Annotated in this window: 18 protein-coding genes; 13 read left to right on the forward strand and 5 right to left on the reverse strand. The window is 63.6% G+C overall.

Going from position 1 to position 16,314, the window contains the following annotated elements; genetic code table 11:
* The first annotated feature begins 61 nt into the window (after nt 1-61).
* Both ACQZ5H_RS27925 and ACQZ5H_RS27930 read left to right on the forward strand, forming a co-directional pair.
* Nucleotides 62-148: an SEC-C metal-binding domain-containing protein gene (locus tag ACQZ5H_RS27925; RefSeq protein ID WP_245441737.1), complete on the forward strand. Its 87-nt coding sequence runs from the start codon at nt 62-64 to the stop codon at nt 146-148.
* Between the two features lie 129 nt (nt 149-277).
* Nucleotides 278-586: a HigA family addiction module antitoxin gene (locus ACQZ5H_RS27930; protein ID WP_449099613.1), complete on the forward strand. Its 309-nt coding sequence runs from the start codon at nt 278-280 to the stop codon at nt 584-586.
* Here ACQZ5H_RS27930 and ftrA read toward each other — a convergent pair.
* Nucleotides 583-1,575, reverse strand: coding sequence for a transcriptional regulator FtrA (gene ftrA / locus ACQZ5H_RS27935; protein ID WP_449099614.1), 993 nt, complete (start codon nt 1,573-1,575; stop codon nt 583-585). The genes ACQZ5H_RS27930 and ftrA overlap by 4 nt on opposite strands.
* Before the next feature lie 68 nt (nt 1,576-1,643).
* Between ftrA and ACQZ5H_RS27940 the strand changes: the two genes are divergently transcribed.
* Nucleotides 1,644-2,051: a rhodanese-like domain-containing protein gene (locus tag ACQZ5H_RS27940; protein WP_449099615.1), complete on the forward strand. Its 408-nt coding sequence runs from the start codon at nt 1,644-1,646 to the stop codon at nt 2,049-2,051.
* Nucleotides 2,052-2,156: 105 nt separating this feature from the next.
* Here ACQZ5H_RS27940 and ACQZ5H_RS27945 read toward each other — a convergent pair whose 3' ends face one another.
* Nucleotides 2,157-2,738, reverse strand: a complete 582-nt coding sequence (locus tag ACQZ5H_RS27945) for a hypothetical protein (RefSeq protein ID WP_112711394.1) — start codon at nt 2,736-2,738, stop codon at nt 2,157-2,159.
* Nucleotides 2,739-2,959: 221 nt separating this feature from the next.
* On the reverse strand, nt 2,960-3,973 hold the full coding sequence (locus ACQZ5H_RS27950; RefSeq protein WP_449099616.1) for a zinc-dependent alcohol dehydrogenase family protein: 1,014 nt from the start codon (nt 3,971-3,973) through the stop codon (nt 2,960-2,962).
* A gap of 107 nt (nt 3,974-4,080) precedes the next feature.
* Between ACQZ5H_RS27950 and ACQZ5H_RS27955 the strand changes: the two genes are divergently transcribed.
* From ACQZ5H_RS27955 to ACQZ5H_RS27965, 3 genes are all read left to right on the forward strand, one after another.
* Entirely contained in the window at nt 4,081-4,980 is a 900-nt protein-coding gene (locus ACQZ5H_RS27955; RefSeq protein WP_449099617.1) for a LysR family transcriptional regulator, read from the forward strand.
* A 145-nt stretch (nt 4,981-5,125) separates the two neighbouring features.
* The gene (locus tag ACQZ5H_RS27960) at nt 5,126-5,662 is read left to right on the forward strand and encodes a biliverdin-producing heme oxygenase (RefSeq protein WP_449099618.1); all 537 of its coding nucleotides are present in this window, start codon (nt 5,126-5,128) and stop codon (nt 5,660-5,662) included.
* Nucleotides 5,659-8,226 (forward strand): HWE histidine kinase domain-containing protein, encoded by a 2,568-nt coding sequence (locus ACQZ5H_RS27965; RefSeq protein ID WP_449099619.1) that lies wholly within the window; start codon nt 5,659-5,661, stop codon nt 8,224-8,226. Before ACQZ5H_RS27960 ends, ACQZ5H_RS27965 begins: the two co-directional genes overlap by 4 nt.
* Before the next feature lie 4 nt (nt 8,227-8,230).
* On the opposite strand, the gene ACQZ5H_RS27970 is transcribed toward ACQZ5H_RS27965, so the two are convergent.
* Nucleotides 8,231-8,875: a TetR/AcrR family transcriptional regulator gene (locus tag ACQZ5H_RS27970; RefSeq protein ID WP_130283934.1), complete on the reverse strand. Its 645-nt coding sequence runs from the start codon at nt 8,873-8,875 to the stop codon at nt 8,231-8,233.
* Between the two features lie 282 nt (nt 8,876-9,157).
* On the opposite strand from ACQZ5H_RS27970, the gene ACQZ5H_RS27975 reads away from it, so the two are divergent.
* Genes ACQZ5H_RS27975 through ACQZ5H_RS27990 form a run of 4 tightly spaced genes read left to right on the forward strand, consistent with a single transcriptional unit; the run spans nt 9,158 to nt 12,829 of the window.
* Complete coding sequence (locus ACQZ5H_RS27975; protein WP_449099620.1) at nt 9,158-10,411, forward strand: Zn-dependent hydrolase; 1,254 nt, start codon at nt 9,158-9,160, stop codon at nt 10,409-10,411.
* Nucleotides 10,408-10,995 carry an endonuclease domain-containing protein gene (locus tag ACQZ5H_RS27980; RefSeq protein WP_449099621.1) on the forward strand — a complete coding sequence of 196 codons (588 nt, stop codon included), beginning with the start codon at nt 10,408-10,410 and terminating at the stop codon, nt 10,993-10,995. The genes ACQZ5H_RS27975 and ACQZ5H_RS27980 overlap by 4 nt, the downstream gene beginning before the upstream one ends.
* Nucleotides 10,992-12,446, forward strand: coding sequence for a dihydropyrimidinase (gene hydA, locus ACQZ5H_RS27985; protein ID WP_449099622.1), 1,455 nt, complete (start codon nt 10,992-10,994; stop codon nt 12,444-12,446). The genes ACQZ5H_RS27980 and hydA overlap by 4 nt, the downstream gene beginning before the upstream one ends.
* 5 nt (nt 12,447-12,451) lie before the next feature.
* Nucleotides 12,452-12,829: a hypothetical protein gene (locus ACQZ5H_RS27990; protein WP_449099623.1), complete on the forward strand. Its 378-nt coding sequence runs from the start codon at nt 12,452-12,454 to the stop codon at nt 12,827-12,829.
* A gap of 2 nt (nt 12,830-12,831) precedes the next feature.
* Here ACQZ5H_RS27990 and ACQZ5H_RS27995 read toward each other — a convergent pair whose 3' ends face one another.
* Entirely contained in the window at nt 12,832-13,245 is a 414-nt protein-coding gene (locus tag ACQZ5H_RS27995) for a cupin domain-containing protein (RefSeq protein WP_449099624.1), read from the reverse strand.
* Between the two features lie 99 nt (nt 13,246-13,344).
* On the opposite strand from ACQZ5H_RS27995, the gene ACQZ5H_RS28000 reads away from it, so the two are divergent.
* The 3 genes from ACQZ5H_RS28000 (at nt 13,345) to ACQZ5H_RS28010 (ending at nt 16,310) form a co-directional block, all read left to right on the forward strand.
* A complete protein-coding gene (locus ACQZ5H_RS28000; protein ID WP_130283941.1) occupies nt 13,345-14,127 on the forward strand; it encodes an ABC transporter ATP-binding protein in 783 nt (260 codons plus the stop codon).
* A gap of 174 nt (nt 14,128-14,301) precedes the next feature.
* Nucleotides 14,302-15,186, forward strand: a complete 885-nt coding sequence (locus ACQZ5H_RS28005; protein ID WP_449099625.1) for an ABC transporter permease — start codon at nt 14,302-14,304, stop codon at nt 15,184-15,186.
* The gene (locus tag ACQZ5H_RS28010; RefSeq protein WP_449099626.1) at nt 15,183-16,310 is read left to right on the forward strand and encodes an ABC transporter permease; all 1,128 of its coding nucleotides are present in this window, start codon (nt 15,183-15,185) and stop codon (nt 16,308-16,310) included. Before ACQZ5H_RS28005 ends, ACQZ5H_RS28010 begins: the two co-directional genes overlap by 4 nt.
* The last annotated feature ends 4 nt before the right edge of the window (nt 16,311-16,314 follow it).

A 16,314-nucleotide genomic window follows, 5' to 3' on the forward strand; every position in this document is an offset into this window, starting at 1 on the left:
CTACCCCTCCGAAACCTGCGTCAAAACTGGGCGTCAGTTCATCCACGGCGATATCGAACTGATCGAGAAGCTCGGCCGCAACGACCCCTGCCCCTGTGGTTCGCGGAGGCGGTTTCAAGAACTGTTGCCTGCAATCTGGCCACTATGACGGCATCCACCGCGACCACTACTTTTAGGGAGCGGGAGTGACGTGGCGAACTTATTTCGCTCTTCCAAGCCGTCTCGCGTTGAGCAACACCTTACGCGGGACGGATCAGACTATCACTAGGAGAGGCCAATGACGGAAGCACTTGGCATTCGCATGAAGAGCCCCGCGCATCCCGGGGACTTTCTCAAACACGAAGTTCTGGAGGAACTGGACCTCTCGGTGACCGATGCGGCGCGCGCCCTTGGCGTCACCCGGCCTGCCCTGTCCACCCTGCTCAATGAACGCGCGTCGCTCTCCCCCGAGATGGCGTTGCGGTTCGAGAAGGCATTCGGCATCTCGATGGATACGCTGATGCGGATGCAGAACAGCTTCGATATCGCCCAAGCACGGCGCCGCGAGCAGGATATCGACGTCCTGCCCTACCGTACCAGGGCCTAAGCCACTCCCGCAAACGTCTTCCGATACGCCCCCGGGCTCGTCCCCAGCCGCTTGCGGAAATGGTGCCGCATCGTCGCGACCGTCCCGAATCCGCTCGCCGCAGCAATATCATCCAGCGATGCCGCGCCCTGCTTTTCCAGCAGTTCCCGCGCATGGCGCAGCCGCTCCTTCAACAGCCATTCGCCGACGCTGAGGCCGGTCGTCTTCTCGAAACGCCGCTGGAAGGTGCGCTGGCTCATGCCGGCTTTATCAGCGAGGAGACCGATCGGCTGCTCCTCGTCGAGGCGCTCGCGCATCCAGTCTATCAGCGGTCCGAGACGGATGCCTTCGCGCGCTTGGGGCACCGGTGCGTGGATGAACTGCGCCTGGCCGCCCTCGCGATGCGGCGGCAGGACAAGGCGGCGGGCAACGCTGTTGGCGGCGTCAGCGCCGAAATCGCCGCGCACCACATGCAGGCAGAGATCGATACCGGCGGCACTGCCCGCCGCCGTGAGGATGCTGCCCTCATCCATGTAGAGAACCCCGGCGTCGAAGGCGATGTCGGGATAGCGTGCGGCAATCGCGCCGACATAGCGCCAGTGCGTCGTCGCCCGGCGGCCGGAAAGCAGGCCCGAAGCGGCGAGCACGGCGACGCCCGAGCAGAGCGACATGATGCGTGCGCCCCGCCGATGGGCGGCGCGAAGGGCAGCGGTGAGATCATCAGGCACCGGCGCATCGATCGACCGCCAGCCGGGCACGACGATCAGGTCGGCCCTCTCCAGCACCTCGAGCCCGTGATCGGCCGCAACCGTCAGCCCGCCCGCCGCGCGCAGCGGCCCGGGCTCGATGCCGCAGACCGAATAGCGGTACCAGCCCTCGCCCATCTCGGGGCGGGGCAAGCCGAAGACTTCGTAGGCGATGCCGAATTCGAAGGTGCAGAGCCCGTCATAGGCAAGCACCGCCACTTCCGGTCCGGCAGGATTTGGCATGATCTTTACGCTCATCGTCATTCTGGCCAATTTCGCCAAGCCATAGCATCGGCGATAACGGGCCGCAACCCGAACGAAAGGAACCGCCCATGCCAAGCTTCGTCAGCGAAACCCCGGCCGCCGCTCCGGAAGCCACCGCCGCCTTTTACGCCCGCAAGCTCGCCTTCGAGACCGACTGCTGGGACGTCAACGCATCGCTTGCCGCGGGCAAGGCCGATTTCGTGCTGCTCGACGTCCGCTCGCCCGCGATGTTCGCGGCCTCCCACATCCCCGGCGCCATCAACCTGCCGCACGGCAAGATGACCGCCCATCGCATGGCCGAATGGCCCGAAGACACGCTCTTCGTCGTCTATTGCGCCGGGCCGCATTGCAACGGCACCGACAAGGCAGCCCTTCGCCTCGCCCGCCTCGGCAAGCAGGTGAAGGTGATGATCGGCGGCATGACCGGCTGGGCCGACGAAGGCTTCAGCTTCCAGAGTGAAGCCGCTGCGGCATGATGGCGGGCCGCTCCCGTATCTGCATGCGGGACGGCAAGGACGAATGAGAAAGGCCCGCGGGACTACCCACGGGCCTAATGCTATGCAGATGTTGAGCCGACAGCGTCAGTTCTGCGGGGCAGCGTCGGTGGGCGCGTAGGTGCCGTCTTCGTCCTGCTTCAAGAGCACGGCCTTGTCGGCATCTTCTTCCTTCTCGTCGACCATGCCGGCCTGCTTCTTCAGCGCTTCGGTGACCTTGTCGTCCTGTTCGGGATCGCGCGCGCTGTTGATCACGTCTTCCAGGGAGACGCCGAGCTTATCGAGGCCGAGATCCTTTTCGATCTTGGCGACAACCTGTTCCCAGCCCTTATGCGCCTTGATGTTGGTGACGACCTTCTTCATCGCCGCGACGAAATCGTCGGTCGAGGCGTAGTCGTCCTTCTTGACGCCGAGTTCCTCGCCGGTGCGCTCGATCAGATCGAGCTTCATCTGCGTGATGGAGCGATTGTTGACGCTGAACAGGGCGTCGGAAATCTTCGATTCTGCCTGCGTCGGCTGGGTGCTGACGCCGACCGTCTGCTTTGAAGGCTGGCCATTGGCTGTCGCCACGAGGTCCGGAGCGGCAGCCGTGGTCTTGTCTGTTGCGGCCGACGACTGGGCCTGAAGAATGAGAAGAGCGGAATTAGGACTGGAAGAAATTGATGTCATTAGTGACCCCCAAGCACACTGTTTCACCGTTCATGGCGGCAGTGGCGTAAGCTGATCGGGCAATCATGCCGTGATAAAAATCAATTGAGACACGTTCTGGATAGACGCGATTTATTGATAGAACATTTATGTGTGATTGCAACATCATGGTCGCTTGCCTGCAGGAGTAGCAAGCCCGCAAGGTAGTGAAAGGCTCCCGCTGATCCGCGGGAGCCGATGTTTCAGAAGGTGACCACGATCTTGCCGAAGGGGCCGCGGTCGAGATGCGCCAGCGCTTCCGGCAGGTCCTCGAAGGCATAGGCCTTGTCGATCACCGGCTTGATGCCCGATATATCGACCGCCCGCACCAGATCCTCCAGCGCCCGGCGATGGCCGACGCTGATGCCCTGTACGGTCGGCGACTTCAAAAGCAGCGGCGCAACCGGCCCGGAGATCTCGAAGCCCTCGAGCACGCCGATGACATGGATATGCCCGCCGACCGCCACGGCCTTCAGCGCCTCGCCGAAATTCGCCCCGCCGGCGATTTCGAGAATCTGGTCGGCGCCGTAGTCGCCGGTCAGGCCATAGAGCGTCTCCACCCAGTTTTCCCGGCCGAGGCCGTGATCGGCGCCGATGGCGCGGGCGCGCTCCAGCTTGTCCGTGCTGCCCGAGGTGACGAAGACCTCGGCGCCATGCGCCTTTGCGATCTGCACGCCGAACAGCGCCACACCGCCCGTCCCCTGGATCAGCACCTTCTGCCCGGCCTTCAGCTTGCCGCGCTCGACCAGCGCGAACCAGGCCGTCAGACCGGCGCAGGGCAAGGTGCTGGCTTCGGCCGCATCGAGCGTATCCGGCGCCTTGGCGAACCAGTCCTCTGAGAACGTGAGATAATCCGAGAGCACGCCGGGATAGATGCCGCCGAGCGTGCGGTAGGGCGGATTGCGCGCATCGCCAAGGTTCTTGCCGTCGATCCAGCCGGGAGAGAAGGTCGAGATCACCCGGTCGCCCGGCTTGAAGCGCGTCACACCGGGGCCGACCGCCTCGACGATACCGGCCATGTCGGAGGCCGGAACGAAGGGAAACTGCAGCGGCAGGCCCATGCCGGTTTCCAGCACCAGCTTGTCGCGATAGTTCAGCGATACCGCTTCCGTGCGTACCAGAACCTGATTGTGCCCAGGGTCCTCCGTCCGCGCCTCCGATATCTTCAGGTTCTTCGGGCCGATCCCGTCGATCGTCCACTGCCTTGCCTTGGTCATCGCATATGCTCCTTTGCCTGTTCAGCGAATGGAGCCATGCTATCGTTGAAATTGGCGCCGCAGTTGCGATATAAATTCCCAAGATCGGTTCCACAGAGGATACAATCATGGAGAAGCTCGGCGGCATCTCCGTCTTCGTCGAAGTCGTGGAAGCCGGCGGCTTCTCGGCCGCGGCAAGCGGGCTCAACCTGACGCGCTCGGCCGTCGGCAAGACCATCGCCCGGCTGGAGGAACGCCTCGGCGTGCGCCTCTTCCACCGCACCACCCGGGCGCAAAGCCTGACCGACGAGGGCCAGTTCTTCTACGAACGCTGCCTGAAGGCGCTGGAGGAAATCCGGATCGGCGAAGCCTTGCTCGAGGCCGGCAAGCGCACGGTGCGCGGCAAGCTGCGCGTCTCCATGCCGGTGATCTTCGGACGCCAATGCATCGCCCCGATTCTCGTCTCGCTGCTCGACGAACATCCGGAGCTGGAGCTCGACCTCTCCTTCAACGACCGCATCGTCGATCTGCTCGACGACGGCTACGATCTGGCGATCCGCAACGGACCGCTGAAGGACGACGAGAACATGATGGCGCGGCTGATCGCCCACCAGCGGCTGACGGTCTGCGCCTCCCCCTCCTATCTCGAAAAACACGGCACGCCGAAAACGCTGGATGATCTCGCCCGCCACACCGGCATCATCTACGGCAAGCAGGACAGCCACCGCACCTGGGTCTTCCCGACCGATGACGATCCCTGGCGGCGGGTACAGCCGCAGTCCCGGCTCCGCATGGATGATCTCGCCACCATCTGCGATCTCGCCGTCGAAGGCGCCGGCCTCGTCTGGCTGCCCTGTTGGATGGTGCGCGAGCATGTGGCAGCCGGCCGCCTGGTCCGCGTCCTCACCGATGTCCGCCCGGTCGTCTTCCAGTCCCATGCCGTCTGGCCGCGCTCGCCGGTCATGCTGCCGAAGGTACGCCTGGCGATCGACACGCTGGTCGAGCGCCTGCCGCGGCTGATGGAGTGAAACCGCGAAATTTACCAAGCCACCGAAGTCCCTGAATTTTTTATCCTATTCACTGGAAATCATGAAAGCCTGCCGTATATCGCTTGAAAGCCGGGCTGCAATGATGCGGCATGCCGGATTATGATCGAACGGAACAGCAGTCATCATGTCACTTCGAAACGCGCTGCGCGTGGGCACCAGCGATTGCCACGCTGACGTCGATGCTCTCTTTGGCCGGTTCGATCTTGGGCGCGAAGCCGATTACCGGGCTTTCCTGTCGGCCCATGCGCGCGCCGTTCCCGCCGTCGAAATCGCCCTTGAGAATTCCGGCATCGAACGGCTGATCCCCGACTGGAAGGAGCGCCGCCGCCGCGATCTGCTGGTGGACGATCTCGCCGCCATGAACGCACCGCTTCCCCCCTCGCTCGCGGCACCCGATACGCCAGATGACGCAGCTCTTCTCGGTGCCGTCTATGTGCTCGAAGGCTCCAAGCTCGGCGGCGCCATGCTGGCCAAAGCCGTCGGCGACGGCCTGCCCGCCGCCTATCTCAGCCCCTTCGGCCCGAAGGGCGGCATGAAGGTCTTCATGGATATGCTGGATGCGTCAGGCGCCGATGAGGCAACGGCCGTCGAAGCCGCCCGCGCCATCTTCGCCCTGTTCCACAAGGCGGCCGCGATGGAACTGGAGATGGCCGCCTCGTGAGCGAAACCTTCGACCGCGTCGACCTCACCAATTGCGACAGAGAACCGATCCACCGCCTCGGCGCCATCCAGCCGTTCGGTTTCCTGCTTGTCTCCTCGCCCGACTGGCTGATTTCCCGCGCCTCCGAAAATCTCGAGCAGTTCCTCGGCGTCAGCCACAGGGATGTGCTGGGTCACCCGCTGTCCCAGGTGATCATGTCGCAGACGCTGCACACGCTGCGCAACCGCCTCGCGGTCATCCGCGGACCAGATATCGTCGAGCGCCTGTTCGGCATCCAGTTTTCCGAAAGCGGCCCGCTCTTCGACGTGGCGCTGCATATCAGCGACGGCCAGGTGGTGATCGAGGCCGAGCCCTCGCAGGATGGCAGCCAGGGCGGCACGACATTGTCGATCCGCAGCATGATGGCCCGTCTCGACCAGGCCGAGACGATGGAGGCCTTCTTCCGCGAAGGCGCCCGCCAGGCCCGGGCGCTCACCGGCTTCGACCGCGTCATGGTGTATCGCTTCGACGAGAAGGGCTCCGGCGAGGTTGTCGCGGAAGCCGCGCGGCCCGGCATCGGCTCTTTCCTCGGCCTGCATTACCCGGCCTCGGATATTCCGGTTCAGGCCCGTGCGCTTTATGTGCGCAATCTCTTCCGTATCATCGCCGATATCGATGCCACGCCGGTTCCGATCCATCCTGACGTCGACGAACACGGCCGCCCGCTCGATCTTTCCATGTCGATCCTGCGTTCGGTCTCGCCGATCCATATCGAATACCTGAAGAACATGGGCGTCGGCGCCTCGCTGTCGATCTCGATCATTGTCGATGGCAAGCTCTGGGGCCTCTTTGCCTGCCACCATTATTCCGCCCGCCTGCCCTCCTTCGAGCGCCGCTCGACATCGGAACTCTTCGGCCAGATGTTCGCCTCGCGTCTCGAAAGCCGCGAGCGGCGCCTGGCGCTGGAATTCGAGACCAAGGCCCGGCGCATCGCCGACCGGTTGCTGACCTCTGTTGCCGACAATGCCAGCCTGCTCGACGATCCGACCTGGCTGATCGATGCGCTCTCCGACGCCATCCCCGCCGACGGCATCGGTGTGTGGATCAACGGCCGCTCGGCGCTGACGGGCCTTGCGCCCTCGCAGGAGCAGTTTGCGGGGCTGGTCAGGGTCCTGAACCGCACCTCTTCCGGCCGCGTCTTCACCACTGATCATCTCGAGGAATTCTTCCCGGATTCCGGCATCGACGGCACCGTCGCCGGGCTGATGGCGATCCCGATCTCGCGCTCGCCGCGCGATTACGTCATCCTGTTCCGCCAGGAGATTGTCCGCACCGTCCGCTGGGCCGGCGATCCGCACAAGCCGGTCGAATATGGCCCGAACGGCCCACGGCTGACACCGCGCAAGAGCTTCGAGAGCTGGTCGGAGCTCGTTCGCGGCCGCTCGCAACCGTTCACGGCAGCCGAAAAGCGGGTGGCCGATACGATCCGCGTGACGCTGATCGAGGTGATCCTGCGTTTGGCCGATGAGGCGAGCGCCGTGCGCCAGCAGGCAAACGAGCGCCAGGAAATCCTGATCGCCGAGCTCAACCACCGCGTCCGCAACATCCTCAGCCTGATCAGCGGCCTGATCCGCCAGTCGCGCACCGGCGATGGCGATATCGGCGAGTTCGTCGGCCAGCTGGAAGGCCGCGTCCAGGCACTGTCGCGCGCCCATGACCAGATCACCCGGGATCATTGGGCACCGGCATCGCTGCGTTCGCTGCTGCAGGCGGAAGCCGCCGCCTATCTCGGCAAGAATGCCGCCCGCGTCATCATGCGCGGCGACGAAGTGTTGCTCGGGCCGCAAGCCTTCTCGACCGCCGCCCTCGTCTTCCACGAACTGGTCACCAACAGCGCCAAATATGGCAGCCTCTGCGACAGCGGCACCGTTGCCGTCTCCTGGAAGAAGGATGCCAAGGGCAATCTGCTGATCGAATGGCGCGAGGCCGACGGCCCCGCCGTCAAGGCGCCGAAACGCCAGGGCTTCGGCACGACCATCATCCGCCACTCGATCCCCTACGATCTCGGCGGCAAGGCGGAAGTCCGATACGCGCCGTCCGGCCTGGAGGCCGATTTCACCATTCCGGCGAAATACGTGACCTTCGCCCAGGGGCCGGTCTCGATCCTGCCGGAGACCCGCGAGGAACCGGTTGCGCGTGCCGCAACGGCGATCTCCGAAAAGCCGCTGCAGGGCTGCAGCATCCTGCTCGTCGAGGACAACCTGATCATCGCCATGGACGGCGAGGACATCTTCCTGCAGCTCGGGGCAAAGGACGTGGCGCTGGCGCCAAGCGTTGCCCAGGCGCTCGATATCGTCGCCACCAGGCATTTCGACCTGGCAGTTCTCGACGTCAATCTTGGGGAAGAGACCAGTTTCCCGGTTGCCGAGAAGCTGGTGAAGGCAGGAACGCCGCTCGTCTTTGCAACGGGTTACGGCGAGGCCGTGACTCGAAACTTCAATGGCGCCAATATCCTGCAGAAGCCCTATACGATCGAAAGCGTCGCAGCCGCCCTCGACAAGATGATGCCGCTGAAGAAGGCCTGAACCGTCAGGCGGGCTGCACCATCAGCCCGCCGACGAAGAGCTGTTCGAGAAAGCGGGCGGCATCTTCGAAACGTCCCGTGCCGGAATGCTCCTGGCCGAGAACGGCCCTGACCTGCACATCGAAGTCGGCATAATGCTGGGTGGTCGACCAGATCGAGAAGATCAGATGATAGGGATCGCATTTGGCGATCTTGCCAGCCTTGGCCCAGGTGCGGATCACCTCGGCCTTCTCGTCGACTAGGCTCTTCAGCGGCCCCTTCAGCTCGTCCTCGATATGCGGCGCGCCCTGCAGCACCTCGTTGGCGAAGAGGCGGCTCTCGCGCGGAAAATCGCGCGCCATCTCGAGCTTGCGGCGAATATAGCTGCGGATCTCCGATTCCGGATTACCTTCGGCATTGAAGGCGCGCAACGGCTCCAGCCAGGTGTAGAGCACCCGGTCGATCAGCGCCCGGTGCATCGCTTCCTTGGTACGGAAATAATAGAGGAGATTGGGCTTCGACATGCCGGCAGCGGCAGCGATCTGGTCGATCGTGGAACCACGGAAGCCGCTGACCGAAAACACGTCGAGCGCCGCTTCGAGAATCTGCTCTTCCTTCTCTTCCTGGATGCGCGTCCGGCGCTGCGTCCTGGCTGCTCTCGGAATGGCCATATGGCTGTCGTTTCCCTCACAAATTCAACTGCTTCAATCAAGTTTTCGGAAGCAGTTCCCCGCCTGCAATTTTGTCGGCATTTTTGCTGTTTTACGTCTTGAGCCCGGCGACGGAAGCTGTAATGTTTACCAATCGGTCAAATTATCCGTCAGATGCAAAATAAAGGCAACGGCGGATTTTCCAGCGCAAAGAAAACAAATAATCGCGCCGGGAATTGACCAAGGGAACAGACCGGACATGCTGATGGCATGACTGATGAAAACAGGCGAGGACTTTCAGATATGGTGGCAGCACCAGGCGAAAACATGCGCGTCAACGGGGACCGTCTGTGGGACAGTCTCATGGACATGGCGAAGATCGGCCCCGGCATTGCGGGCGGCAACAACCGCCAGACGCTGACCGACGCCGATGGCGAGGGCCGCAGCCTCTTCAAGACATGGTGCGATGCCGCGGGCATGACCATGGGCGTCGACAAGATGGGCACGATGTTCGCGACCCGCCCCGGCACCGATCCCGATGCCCTGCCGGTCTATGTCGGCAGCCACCTCGACACCCAGCCGACCGGCGGCAAGTATGACGGCGTGCTCGGCGTGCTCGCCGCCCTCGAGGTCGTGCGCACGATGAACGACCTCGGCATCAAGACCAAGCACCCCATCGTCGTCACCAACTGGGCCAATGAGGAAGGCGCGCGCTTCGCGCCCGCCATGCTGGCATCGGGCGTTTTCGCCGGCGTTCACAGCATGGATTATGCTTATGGCCGCAAGGACCCCGAGGGCAAGACTTACGGCGATGAGCTGAAGCGCATCGGCTGGCTCGGGGACGAGGAAGTCGGCGCCCGCAAGATGCACGCCTATTTCGAATATCACATCGAACAGGGCCCGATCCTCGAAGCCGAAAACAAGCAGATCGGCGTCGTGACGCACTGTCAGGGCCTGTGGTGGCTGGAATTCACCCTTACCGGCCGCGAAGCCCATACCGGCTCGACGCCGATGGCGATGCGCGTCAATGCCGGTCTTGCGATGTCGCGCATCCTGGAAATGGTCCAGGGTGTCGCCATGAGCGAACAGCCCGGCGCCGTCGGCGGTGTCGGCCAGGTGTTCTTCTCGCCGAACTCCCGCAACGTCCTGCCCGGCAAGGTCGTCTTCACCGTCGACATCCGCACGCCCTCCCAGGAAAAGCTCGACCGCATGCGCGCCAGGATCGAGGCCGAAGCGGCAAAGATCTGCGAAGCGCTCCGCGTCGGCTGCTCCGTCGAGGCCGTCGGCCATTTCGACCCCGTCACCTTCGACCCGGTCCTCGTCGGCCGCGTCCGCGACGCCGCCGAAAAGCTCGGCTACTCCCACATGAACATCATTTCCGGCGCCGGCCACGACGCCTGCTGGGCCGCCAAGGTGGCGCCCTCCACCATGGTCATGTGCCCCTGCGTCGGCGGCCTCAGCCACAACGAGGCCGAAGAGATTTCCAAGGAGTGGGCAACCGCGGGCGCGGACGTGCTGTTCCATGCGGTGGTGGAGACGGCGGAGATTGTGGTGTGATGACTGTGGTGCCCGGAGCCCCCTCATCCGACCCTTCGGGCCACCTTCTCCCCGCTGGGGAGAAGGGACGTGCGGATGATGCGTCAACTTCCCCCTTCTCCCCTCGGGGAGAAGGTGCCCGAAGGGCGGATGAGGGGGCTCCGGGCACCACAGTCATCAAGCCGGACATCCGCAAGCATCGCCCCGGCAAAACCACCCAAGCCCGCAACCTCCGCCACAACGAAACCGAAGAGGAATACCACCTCTGGAGCGACCTGCGCTCGCGCCGCCTCAATGGCTACAAGTTCGCCCGCCAGGTCCCCCTCGGCCCCTACATCGTCGACTTCCTCTGTCGCGAACATCGCCTGATCGTCGAAGTCGATGGTTTCCAGCACGCCGACAGCGCCTACGACAGCAAGCGCACCGACTGGCTGAATACCCAGGGCTACGCCGTCCTGCGCTTCTGGAACCAGGATATTTCACGCGAGCGCCGCTCCGTCCTCGAAACGATCCTCGCCGCGCTAAGCCGCCGGCTCGAAGCCGATCCTCAGTCAAACTTCTACTCGCCTGCCAAATCAGCAGAAAAGAATAGGGAACGATCATGAGCACAGTCATCAAGGGTGGAACCATCGTCACGGCTGACCTGACCTATAAGGCGGACGTTAAGATCGAGGGTGGCAAGATCGTCGAGATCGGGCCGAACCTGTCTGGCAACGAAGTGCTGGACGCCTCCGGCTGCTACGTCATGCCCGGCGGTATCGATCCGCATGTGCATCTCGAAATGCCCTTCATGGGCACCTATTCCTCCGATGACTTCGAAAGCGGCACGCGCGCCGCTCTCGCCGGCGGCACGACCATGGTCGTCGATTTCTGCCTGCCCGATCCCGGCCAGTCGCTGCTCGATGCGCTGAAGCGCTGGGACAACAAGTCGACCCGCGCCAATTGCGACTACTCCTTCCACATGTCCGTCACCTGGTGGGGCGAGCAGGTCTTCAACGACATGAAAACCATCGTGCAGGAAAAGGGTATCAACACCTTCAAGCATTTCATGGCCTACAAGGGCGCGCTGATGGTGAACGACGACGAGATGTTCGCCTCGTTCCAACGCTGCGCCGAACTCGGCGCGCTCCCCCTCGTCCATGCCGAAAACGGCGATGTCGTCGCCGCCATGCAGCAGAAGCTGATGGATGAAGGCAATGATGGACCCGAGGGACATGCCTATTCCCGCCCCGCCTCCGTCGAAGGCGAAGCGACCAACCGCGCCATCATCATCGCCGACATGGCGGGCGTGCCGCTCTATGTCGTCCACACCTCATGCGAACAGGCCCATGAAGCGATCCGCCGCGCCCGCCAGAACGGCATGCGTGTCTATGGCGAGCCGCTGATCCAGCACCTGACGCTCGACGAGACCGAATATTTCAACCGCGACTGGGACCACTCCGCCCGCCGCGTCATGTCTCCGCCCTTCCGCAACAAGCAGCATCAGGACTCACTCTGGGCTGGCCTTTCCGCCGGTTCGCTGCAAGTCGTCGCAACCGACCACTGCGCCTTCACCACCGACCAGAAGCGCACCGGCCTCGGCGACTTCCGTAAGATCCCGAACGGCACCGGCGGCCTCGAAGACCGCATGCCGATGCTCTGGACCTATGGCGTCGCTACCGGCCGCATCACCATGAACGAGTTCGTGGCGGTCACCTCCACCAACATCGCCAAGATCCTCAACGTCTATCCGAAGAAGGGCGCCATCCTCGTCGGCGCCGATGCCGATATCGTCGTCTGGGACCCGAAGCGCTCCAAGACCATCTCGGCCAGGAGCCAGCAGTCGGCGATCGATTACAACGTCTTCGAAGGCAAGGAAGTCACCGGCCTGCCGCGCTATACGCTGACCCGCGGCGTCGTCGCCATCGAGGAGTCGACCATCAAGACGCAGGAGGGCCACGGCCAGTTCGTCAAGCGCGAACCCTTCCAGGCCGTCAACAAGGCGCTCTCCACCTGGAAGGAGCTCACCGCTCCCCGCAAGGTGGAACGCACCGGCATCCCGGCGAGCGGGGTGTGACATCGATGCGCGGCCAAGTCATTCTGACGATTGTCTACCTGGCCGCGCTCTCCTCCGCGGCCTACGCCGATACGCTGCCGATCAAGGGCAGCTACGGCAACAAGGATGGCTGCGCCTATGCCAAGTCGGGCGAAAGCACCGGCTCCGACAATTTCTTCCTGCTGACCTCCGAGGCGATCACCACGGCCGCCTCCTATTGCGAGATCAAGAAGCTCGTGAAGACCGAGGGCAAGAATTTCACCGCCACGGTCTCCTGCCAGGCCGAGGGCGAGGAAGGCGAGAGCGAGGATACGGCGAAGATCACCTCCGGCCCCAAGGGCTATACGATCGGCCTCGCCTCGGATGCCGGCATCAAATGGGGGCCGTTGCCGCTATGCAAGTAGGCTCAATCCGGCACGATCCTGTCGAGCTCCGGCAGCAGCACGACGCTCTCCTGCTCGTTGGGATCTGTCCGCGCGATGATCGCGGTGCAGGGCGTGCTGCTGAGATTGGCGGGCAGATGCGGAACGCCGGCCGGAATGTAGAAGAGCTCGCCGGCATGGACGACGACATGATGCTCCAGCTCGTCGCCATACCAGGTATGGGCCTCGCCGGAGAGCATGTAGATCGCCGTTTCATGCGCCTCGTGCAGATGCGCCTTGGCGCGCACGCCGGGCGGAATGGTCAGAAGATGCATGCAGATGCCCTTCGCGCCGACCGTCTCCGCGGCAATGCCCTCGAAATAGCTGAGCCCCTGCTTGCCGTCATAGGCGTGGCTGGGACGAACAATGTGGCAGGTGGGCTTTGACTTCGCGTCCATTCTCATCCTCCATGGACTTTGCCGCGGTCTTCGCAACCGGGCAGCATCATAACATGCAAACCGCGCCGCTGCGGGGAAAACAGGACTGGTAACCTATCGATGCAAGCAGCCTCCGTCGTATCCGCCAAGGATCTCTGTCTCACCTTCCAGACGAATGACGGGCCGGTGCATGCGCTGAGCAATGTCAATCTCGATGTCAACAAGGGCGATTTCGTCTCCTTCATCGGCCCCTCCGGCTGCGGCAAGACGACGTTCCTGCGCGTCATCGCCGACCTGGAGAAGACCACCTCGGGCGAGATAAGCGTCAACGGCATGACGCCGGAAGAGGCCCGCAAGGCGCGCGCCTATGGCTATGTCTTCCAGGCCGCCGCCCTCTATCCCTGGCGCACCATCGAGAAGAACATCGCCCTTCCCCTTGAAATCATGGGCTATTCCAAGGCCGAGCAGAAGAAGCGCATCTCCGAGGCGCTCGAACTCGTCGAGCTCGCCGGCTTCGACAAGAAATTCCCCTGGCAGCTCTCGGGCGGCATGCAGCAGCGCGCCTCGATCGCCCGCGCGCTCGCCTTCGACGCCGATCTGCTCCTGATGGACGAACCCTTCGGCGCCCTTGACGAAATCGTCCGCGACCACCTGAATGCCGCGCTCCTGAAGCTCTGGTCGCGTACCAACAAGACGATCTGCTTCGTCACCCACTCGATCCCCGAGGCCGTCTACCTCTCCACCAAGATCGTCGTCATGTCCCCCCGCCCCGGCCGCGTCACCGATATCATCGACTCGACCCTGCCGAAGGAACGCCCGCTCGATATCCGCGAGACCCCGGAGTTCCTGGAGATCGCCCATCGGGTGCGCGATGGCTTGAGAGCGGGGCATAGTTATGAGTGAGCTGATGTTTCAGTCCGCGGCTGCCCCCCTCTGCCCTGCCGGGCATCTCCCCCACAAGGGGGGAGATCGACTCGTGGCGAGCGGGTGCGCCCAGCTAATCTCCCCACCTGTGGGGGAGATGTCCGGCAGGACAGAGGGGGGTAACCCCACCCTCCCAACAGACCGGGAGGCCGCATGAAACCCGACACCCTCAAGGACAAGATCGGCCCCGTCCTCACCATTCTCGCCGCCCTCGTCGTCATCTGGTATATCGCCGCCGTCTTCATGAACGCGCCGTTCCAGCGCGATATGGACACGCGCAACAACATCACGCCGACGACCTCCGAGTTCATCTCCGCCACGCTCTCCCAGCCGAAGCCGATCCTGCCGGCGCCGCATCAGGTGGCGCAGAATGTCTTCGAGAACACGTTCCTCAGGAAGCTCTCGAGCAACCGCAGCCTCGTCTATCATGCCGGCGTCACGCTCTCCTCCACGGTGCTCGGCTTTGCGCTCGGCACCGTGCTCGGCATCCTGATCGCCGTCGGCATCGTCCATATCAAGGCGCTCGACCGCAGCCTGATGCCATGGATCATCGCCTCGCAGACCGTGCCGATCCTGGCGATCGCGCCGATGGTCATCGTCGTCCTCGGCTCAATCAACATCACCGGGCTGATCCCCAAGGCGCTGATCTCCACCTACCTCTCCTTCTTCCCCGTCGCCGTCGGCATGGTAAAGGGGCTGCGCTCGCCCGAGGTCATGTATCTCGACCTGATGCGCACTTATAATGCCAGCGCTGCGCAAACCTTCTGGAAGCTGCGCGTTCCCGCCTCCGTCCCCTTCCTCTTCACCTCGATGAAGGTGGCGATAGCCGCGAGCCTCGTCGGCGCCATCGTCGGCGAGCTGCCGACCGGTGCCGTCGCGGGTATCGGCTCGAAACTCTTGGCCGGGTCTTACTACAGCCAGACCATCGATATTTGGGCCGCGCTCGTCGCCGGGTCGGTGCTGGCCGCGATGCTGGTGGCGATCGTCGGCCTCGTCGCCAAGATCGTCGATCGCGCCATGGGCGGGAGGCCGGCATGAAATATCTGACCTTCTCCTGGCAAAGCGCGCTGGCGCTGATCCTCTGTGTGGTGGCGCTCTTCTCGCTGCCGCTGCTGACGGAAGCCGCCCCCGCCCCCTTCAGCAGCCAGACGACAACGCTCGTCATCCTGCTGGTCGCCGCCGCCGCGATCCTGTCGCTGACGGCGCTGCCGTTGCTCTATTCGGCAACGGTGCTGCTGCTTGCCTCCTTCGATGCCGCCTGGCTGCTTTTGTCGGGGATCGCAGGCAACGAGGGGCTGGCGACACGCTCCTTCTTCCTGCTGATCGCCGCCTGCTGGCTGCTCGCCTGGCGTTCCGTCAGCCTGCTGTCGGAAGTGCGGCCGGTCTCGAACACCGGCAAATCCTTCCTGCGGCTGCTGATCCCGGCGATCTTCGGCGCCTGGATCCTGATCCTCTGGGAAGCGGCCACCCGCGCCGGCGGCATCCCCTTCGTCATCCTGCCGCCACCGAGCTCCATCGGCCTGCGCATCGTCAACTCGCTGCCGATCCTCGGCGAGGACGTGCGCCAGACGATCTTCAAGGCGGTGCTGTTCGGCTATCTCGTCGGCTGTGCCTCCGGCTTCATCGTCGCGATCCTCGCCGATCGCGTCGCCTTCCTGCGCCGCGGCCTGCTGCCGATCGGCAATATGGTCTCGGCGCTGCCGATCATCGGCGTGGCGCCGATCATGGTCATGTGGTTCGGCTTCGACTGGCCGTCGAAAGCCGCCGTCGTCATCATCATGACCTTCTTCCCGATGCTGGTGAACACGGTGGCCGGCCTTTCCGCCTCCGGCGCCATGGAGCGGGACCTGATGCGCACCTACGCATCCGACTATTGGCAGACGCTCCTGAAGCTCCGGCTTCCGGCCGCAATGCCGTTCATTTTCAACGCACTGAAGATCAACTCGACGCTGGCGCTGATCGGTGCCATCGTTGCGGAATTCTTCGGAACCCCTATCGTCGGCATGGGCTTCCGCATCTCTACCGAGATCGGCCGCATGAATGTCGACATGGTCTGGGCCGAAATCGCCGTCGCGGCGGTGGCTGGCTCGGTTTTCTACGGGGTCGTCGCCCTTGCCGAAAGAGCGGTGACTTTCTGGCATCCGTCTATCCGTGGTGGTTAGGCGT

This window comes from Rhizobium sp. 21-4511-3d (assembly GCF_053522545.1).

Excerpts from the sequence above, each read along its gene's own strand:
- ACQZ5H_RS27930 (WP_449099613.1), top strand. The coding sequence starts at position 278 with ATGACGGAAGCACTTGGCATTCGCATGAAGAGCCCCGCGCATCCCGGG.
- ftrA (WP_449099614.1), bottom strand. The coding sequence starts at position 1,575 with ATGACGATGAGCGTAAAGATCATGCCAAATCCTGCCGGACCGGAAGTG.
- ACQZ5H_RS27940 (WP_449099615.1), top strand. The coding sequence starts at position 1,644 with ATGCCAAGCTTCGTCAGCGAAACCCCGGCCGCCGCTCCGGAAGCCACC.
- ACQZ5H_RS27945 (WP_112711394.1), bottom strand. The coding sequence starts at position 2,738 with ATGACATCAATTTCTTCCAGTCCTAATTCCGCTCTTCTCATTCTTCAG.
- ACQZ5H_RS27950 (WP_449099616.1), bottom strand. The coding sequence starts at position 3,973 with ATGACCAAGGCAAGGCAGTGGACGATCGACGGGATCGGCCCGAAGAAC.
- ACQZ5H_RS27955 (WP_449099617.1), top strand. The coding sequence starts at position 4,081 with ATGGAGAAGCTCGGCGGCATCTCCGTCTTCGTCGAAGTCGTGGAAGCC.
- ACQZ5H_RS27960 (WP_449099618.1), top strand. The coding sequence starts at position 5,126 with ATGTCACTTCGAAACGCGCTGCGCGTGGGCACCAGCGATTGCCACGCT.
- ACQZ5H_RS27970 (WP_130283934.1), bottom strand. The coding sequence starts at position 8,875 with ATGGCCATTCCGAGAGCAGCCAGGACGCAGCGCCGGACGCGCATCCAG.
- ACQZ5H_RS27975 (WP_449099620.1), top strand. The coding sequence starts at position 9,158 with ATGGTGGCAGCACCAGGCGAAAACATGCGCGTCAACGGGGACCGTCTG.
- hydA (WP_449099622.1), top strand. The coding sequence starts at position 10,992 with ATGAGCACAGTCATCAAGGGTGGAACCATCGTCACGGCTGACCTGACC.
- ACQZ5H_RS27990 (WP_449099623.1), top strand. The coding sequence starts at position 12,452 with ATGCGCGGCCAAGTCATTCTGACGATTGTCTACCTGGCCGCGCTCTCC.
- ACQZ5H_RS27995 (WP_449099624.1), bottom strand. The coding sequence starts at position 13,245 with ATGGACGCGAAGTCAAAGCCCACCTGCCACATTGTTCGTCCCAGCCAC.
- ACQZ5H_RS28000 (WP_130283941.1), top strand. The coding sequence starts at position 13,345 with ATGCAAGCAGCCTCCGTCGTATCCGCCAAGGATCTCTGTCTCACCTTC.
- ACQZ5H_RS28005 (WP_449099625.1), top strand. The coding sequence starts at position 14,302 with ATGAAACCCGACACCCTCAAGGACAAGATCGGCCCCGTCCTCACCATT.
- ACQZ5H_RS28010 (WP_449099626.1), top strand. The coding sequence starts at position 15,183 with ATGAAATATCTGACCTTCTCCTGGCAAAGCGCGCTGGCGCTGATCCTC.